At 52.4% G+C, this 5,909-nt stretch carries 6 protein-coding genes; 3 read left to right on the forward strand and 3 right to left on the reverse strand.

Annotated elements, in window-relative coordinates; all coding sequences use genetic code 11:
* Positions 1-292 precede the first annotated feature (292 nt).
* Both ACJROR_RS10705 and ACJROR_RS10710 read left to right on the forward strand, forming a co-directional pair.
* On the forward strand, positions 293-1,531 hold the full coding sequence (locus ACJROR_RS10705) for a hypothetical protein (protein WP_406547046.1): 1,239 nt from the start codon (positions 293-295) through the stop codon (positions 1,529-1,531).
* Between the two features lie 234 nt (positions 1,532-1,765).
* Entirely contained in the window at positions 1,766-2,023 is a 258-nt protein-coding gene (locus ACJROR_RS10710) for a hypothetical protein (protein ID WP_406547047.1), read from the forward strand.
* Positions 2,024-2,142: 119 nt separating this feature from the next.
* On the opposite strand, the gene ACJROR_RS10715 is transcribed toward ACJROR_RS10710, so the two are convergent.
* From ACJROR_RS10715 to ACJROR_RS10725, 3 genes are all read right to left on the reverse strand, one after another.
* Positions 2,143-3,333, reverse strand: coding sequence for a MalY/PatB family protein (locus ACJROR_RS10715; protein ID WP_406547048.1), 1,191 nt, complete (start codon positions 3,331-3,333; stop codon positions 2,143-2,145).
* Complete coding sequence (locus ACJROR_RS10720) at positions 3,333-4,265, reverse strand: DUF3737 family protein (RefSeq protein ID WP_406547049.1); 933 nt, start codon at positions 4,263-4,265, stop codon at positions 3,333-3,335. Before ACJROR_RS10720 ends, ACJROR_RS10715 begins: the two co-directional genes overlap by 1 nt.
* Positions 4,266-4,370: 105 nt before the next feature.
* Positions 4,371-4,781: a winged helix-turn-helix transcriptional regulator gene (locus tag ACJROR_RS10725; RefSeq protein ID WP_406547050.1), complete on the reverse strand. Its 411-nt coding sequence runs from the start codon at positions 4,779-4,781 to the stop codon at positions 4,371-4,373.
* Between the two features lie 378 nt (positions 4,782-5,159).
* On the opposite strand from ACJROR_RS10725, the gene ACJROR_RS10730 reads away from it, so the two are divergent.
* Positions 5,160-5,909: DUF3089 domain-containing protein (locus ACJROR_RS10730; protein ID WP_406547051.1), on the forward strand; the 750-nt coding region annotated here is incomplete at its 3' end.

Raw genomic sequence — 5,909 nt, forward strand, 5'->3', positions numbered from 1 at the left:
CTGTATTCTGGTCAAAATATAGACAATTAAATTTTATTCTAAAACATTTTGCACATTTCAGGAATTGTGGTAGTATTTGCCGGCACAGAACTGTTTTGAGGTTCTGATCGTAGTTAAGCGTTGTGACGCTTGTTCCAGCACTGTTATATATCTCTTCTGTACTATGATGTTATTTTATATAACCAATAAAGTACGGCAGATTCAATATCAATGCATTATATATCAGTGTCAGGATTGGGAGTCTGTCCTCTGGACAGCGGTTTTTGTTTCAGACAGCGTAAGGATCTGACAGTTGAACGATATAGTAAATAGCGATGTTGCCAATATCATGGAAGCAACACACGGCAAGGGATTTGTCAAAAGAAAAGCTTTTAAGATGAATGAAAATACCGGAACGGATGCGGGAAATGAAGGCAAAGCCGAATCAGAATCAGGGACTTTTTCAAAAGATCTGGCACTTCCAAAGAATCCACCGAAGAAACAACCTGATACAACCGGGAACGGCAAGTTATCTTTCGATTCTGTGGCAAAGACTCTCCTGAAGCGCACAGTTATTCTGGCCAATGTCCTCAAATACGGCATTGAGGAATTCAGTCAGTATGACATTGCGGAACTTCAGGATTGCATTGAAGATGTGTGCGCTGTTAACAGCATAGCGGTTGACCCGGCCATGCCAAATGCTGACAGTAAAATTGAGAGTTACGATACCGAAGACACGGTTCCCGGAGAAGGAGTGACGCGTTTTGACATTCTGTTCAATATCAGGCATCCCCGAGGCCGCGAAACGGTAGTACTGACCATAAATATCGAGGTTCAGCCTCTGGATGATGATCTTAATTATAAACTTATCTCGCGCTGCGTATATTATGCGGCCCGGCTGATTTCCAGACAGAACGGAACAGTATTCAAAAACATGGAATACGACTCCATAAGAAAGGTCTATACTCTTTGGCTGCGACCTTCCCTGAACTGTAAAAACTCGATGGTGGAATTGGGCCTTGGGGTGTTAAGAAGTTTCGGGCCGGCTCTGGAACTCGGCGAAGAGTATAAACAGTACTACGACAAAATCAGGATTGCCATAATTACCTTCGGTAACAAAGACCCCGAGAATCGGGAAAAAATTGTTGAATTTTTATCTGCGCTGCTAATTGATGACAAAACACTTGAATACCGCCAGAAAATATTGGAACATGAATTTAACGTTCCTATGACTAAAGAAATATCTGAGGCGATGGAAAATATGGGCAGTCTGAGCAGCGCTATCATGAAAGAGGGCCGGGAGCAAGGTCTGGCGCAAGGTCTGGCGCAAGGCCGGGAAGAAATGCGGCAGAAGATGCAGAAAGAGCTTGATGACATGAATACGAAGATGTCGAAGATGTCGAAGATGCAAGAGCGAATGCAAGAGCAAATGCTTGCCAGTATCAAGATACTGAGCGACAGCTGCGGCATTTCTTATGAGGAAGCTATGAAACGCATGAGCATTCCTGAACCCGATCAGGTTATGTACCTGAAACGCCTGCGGGAATCCTGAAGAAAATCCGCTGAGGCGTTTTCTGCTTAACCGTACATAGAAGGAAGCCGGCAGCCCGCAGGGAATATTTCCTGCCCTGCCGGTTTTGCTGTTTTTTTCTGTCAGGTACAGAGAAATTCATGACCGTGGCGCGGCAACTCTGATGACAATCAATTTGCCGCCAAAGAGAATTTTGGTACATGAGCTCAGCATCCCGATGACGGAAGAAATTTTAGTATCAGAGGAAATGAGAAAATGGGCAGTCTGAGCAACGTCCTTGAAAAATGGTACATGAAAGAAGGTCTGGCGCAAGGCCGGGAAGAAGCGCGGCAGGAGATGCAGCAAGAGCTTGATGACATGAATGCAAAGATGTCGAAGATGCAAGAGCAAATTCTTGCTGGTATCAGGATACTGAGCGGCAGCTGCGGCATTGCTGCTGAGGAGGCAATGAACCGCATAGGCATTCCTGAATCCGATCAGGCTATGTACCTGAAACGCCTGCGGGGATCCTGAAGAAAAACCGGAGAGGGGCTTCTGCCGTGTTTAATTGCTTTAGCGCTTAAGGAATATTGCCGCGGCGGCTCCCTGTTTAATCCGGGGCGGCTCAGTCCGGCCCCGGCATTTCCGGGCTGTCAGAGGGCGGGAGCATCCCGTTTTGCCAGAAACTGACGCGTGCCGTCCCGGAGTCTCCGGAGAGCCTCCTTCAGGGTGATCTCGGGACAGGCCAGATTGATTCTCACAAAGCCCCGGCCGCTTTCTCCGAAGTCCCGGCCCGGGGAAATCCTGAGCTTAGCCTCTTTTCTGAGAAAGGCGCAGAATTTGCGGTCATCGGAGGTTACCCCGGAGATATCAGCCCATAAAAGATAGGTAGCTTCTCCCGGGATAACCCGGAATTCCGGGATTTCCGCAGCCAGAAATGCGGCGGCGAGATTACGGTTTTCCGCAAGCTTTGTCCGGAGCTCCTGAAGCCAGGGCCGGCCACGGGTAAAGGCCAGCACCGCGCTCAGAGCCCCCAGAGAGCCGCTTTCCGCCAGCTCCTCATTATTGAGCCCCCGGGAGATGCGGTGCCGGAGAAAGGGATCCGGGATCATGACGGCTGCCGCATGGAGTCCCGCCAGATTGAAGGCCTTGGAGGCGGACATGCAGGTAATGCTGTTTCGGGCTGCGGCCTCCGAAACCGCGGCATAGGGGATGTATTCCCGTCCCGGCAGGGTGAGATCGCAGTGGATCTCGTCCGAGACCACGGTAACCCCGTGCTTTGCGGCCAGATCCGAAATTATGAGGAGATCCTCCCGGGACCAGATTTTGCCAACGGGATTGTGGGGATTGCACAGAAAAAGCAGGGAGCACTGGGGATCCCGGAGACAGGCCTCCAGTCTCGCGGCGTTAAGGCTGTAGGAACCTTGTTCCCGATCATAGTCAAGAGGGCACTCCAGAACGCGGCGGCCCTGATTCTCAATGGAATTCCAGAAGATGCCGTATACCGGGGTCATGATGCAGACCTTCTCATTGGGCAGGGTGATTCTCCTGACAATGGAGGACAGAGCGGGCACCACTCCCGTGACGAAGACGAACCAGTCCTCTTCGGAGTTAAGGCCGTGCTCCTTTTGCCACCAGTCCCTGAAGGCCCGGTGCCAGATCCGGGGAATGTCCGTATAGCCGAAGATCCCCTCCCGGACGGTTTCCAGAAGCCCCTCCGTGATCTCGGGCGCCGTGCGGAAATCCATGTCCGCCACCCACAGGGGCAGCTCGTCCGCCGGGCCGCCCCATTTCAGGGCATAGTCATTCCGGCGGTTAACCGGAGTCGCTAAATCGTACTTCATCAGGGCTCCTTTGCGGCAAATTCCCGGGGTTCTGTAATCGCCGCGGGCTTATGGCCGTCTTTCACCAGGATCTCGGTAGCGTCGGGATCGATTTTTGCGGGATCCAGAATCAGCTCCTGCAGGCTGTCTGCCACAATGCGTCCGGACAGGGGGTTAAAGATGCTCTTAACCGGGCCCGTGATTTCCGCATCAATGTTCCGGCAGTACTCGAAGGCCAGAGTGGTGTCCCGGAGGCGGCAGTTTCTGAGGGTCAGGTTTTCGATATAGCAGAGGCCCTGCAGACTGTCGATGACGCAGTCCTCCAGGGTGACATTCCGGGAGTTCCAGGCAAAATACTCTCCGGAAATCAGGGAGTTCCGGATGGTGATGTTCTCAGAATTCCAGAAGGCGTCCTTGGTGAGCAGCTTTGAATTTGTGATTTCGATATCCCGGGCTCCGTCAAAGCCGTAGTTTCCGATAAGGTTAAGCTCGCTGATGCGGGCCTTGTTAAGGTTCATGGCAAAGTAATCGCCTTTGGCGGTGACCCTCGTTATCTCCATGTCCGCGCAGTTCCACAGGGTTTCCAGAGCATTGGGAAACTCCACTCCGGAAATGCGGCCGCGGTTAACCCGGCGAAAGCCCTTGGGAGCCTCGTAAACCGTATCCGTCACGGAGATGTCATCGGTGTACCAGATGCCGGCCCGGGCCATCTCAAAAAATACCGCATTTTTAACCTCGATATCCCGGGAGTACCAGAGGGGGTACTTCCATCTGAAGGAGACCCCGTTCAGCCGGAGATGGCGGCATTCCTTGAGGGGGGATTCCCCGCTGTCGAAGGAGGAATCCTCAATAATCAGATCCCGCGCCTGAAAGAGCGCTCTTTCGCCGGAGTAGTTCCGGGAGGACACGACGGCAAAGTCCGGAACTTCGGCGGCTTTATCAGAAGAATTCATGCTGTTTCCTGTTATTGCTGTAAATGTGTAAGCGCAGTTAATGCTGTTAAATACCGCTAATCCCTGTTAGCGGCATTGCTGCCGTTTGGCCATGCGGCGGGAGCCTCAGGCTGCGGGTGTCTGGCCGTCATCGGGGGCATCGCTGTCCCGGGCGGTAATAAGCTTTCTCTGGGGGTTGTGTTCCAGCACATAGCGTTCCCGGATGTAGTTCTCTCCCCACTGGCAGATGTTGGCCAGCACCGGAAGCAGGGTTTTGCCCAGAGAGGTCAGGCTGTATTCGGTTTTCGGGGGGATGATGGCATAAACCCGGCGGGAGATCAGAAAGTCCCGCTCCAGCTCCCGGAGCTGCTTGGTAAGAGTTTTGGCGGTGGCTTCCGGAATGAGCTTCTGAAGCTCGCTGAAGCGGAGAGCCTTCTCCCGGAGGTGGTAGAGGATAACCACCTTGTATTTGCCGCCGATAACGCCCAGAGCGGTTTCTACCGGGCATTCCTTGTTGCCGTAGCAGTCTGTGTTCATAAGAGCTCCTGATTGCCGCCGCTGCCTGTTTGCCGGGGAGCCGCCTCAAAAAGAAGCGCTGCCCGCCGGATCAGCAGGTATTGGTATGTAAAATTGAAACCGTATACTCAGTAATGACTGAATAATACTAAAGAACTGTACTTTACTAAAGTATAGCACTATCAAAAAGAAAGTAAAGGAAAAACACCGGCTCCGGAGGGGCTCCCGGGGGGATTGATCCGGGCTCCCGATGACGCATGTTTTCGGGGGAAGAGTCTTCTGTTTTTGCAAAATGAGTTTTGCCCTGTTGTAGAATATGAATGTTCCGCTAAAAAGGAATAAGGAGCAGGAAGGCAATGAGCAATGAAGGGAACCGTATTTAGAAGGGGCAGACTGCGGATGATGCTGATGACGCCGGCAGCTCTTATGCTGGCGCTCTTTAACTTTGCGGGCTGCTCCGGTTCCGGAAAAGGCGCGTCAGAGGATCAGGGGCCGGTTGATTATTCCCTGGCCGAGCGCTGGCTGAGCCGGCCGGACATTACCAAAGAGGCAGATGTCTTTTACCTTTATCCGACGCTTTACAACGGCAGCGAGACGGAACCCGATTATGCCGCCATTGATAACAGGGAAATGCTGGAGGCCGCTGAGCTGGTATATGACGGGCAGGCCAGCGTATTTCAGGAATCTGCCAACATTTTTGCTCCGTACTACCGCCAGGCGTCCCTGGAGCATGAGGCGGAGGTCTACCGCGAAACGGGCAGCCTTGACGACGCTTTTAAGGGACTGCCGCTTCAGGATGCCGAAGCTGCTCTTGATTATTATTTTGAGAACCTGAATGAAGGGCGTCCCTTCATTCTGGCGGGGCACAGTCAGGGATCGGCTCTTTTGAAGGAGCTTCTCAAAACCTATTTCAGGGATCATCCCGAATATTATCAGCGCATGGTAGCGGCCTACATCGTGGGGTATTCCGTAACCCAGAAGGATCTTGATGACAGTCCCCATCTCAGGTTTGCCTCCGGAGAAACGGATACGGGTGTTATCATAAGCTGGAATACCGAGGGCCGGCAAAATGCGGAAAGCAATGCGGCAAACATGGTGGTTCTTCCGGGCAGCATTGCCATAAATCCCCTGAACTGGCGGCGGGACGAT

Origin of the sequence: Succinimonas sp. (assembly GCF_045225735.1) — a bacterium.
Classification (GTDB): domain Bacteria; phylum Pseudomonadota; class Gammaproteobacteria; order Enterobacterales; family Succinivibrionaceae; genus Succinimonas.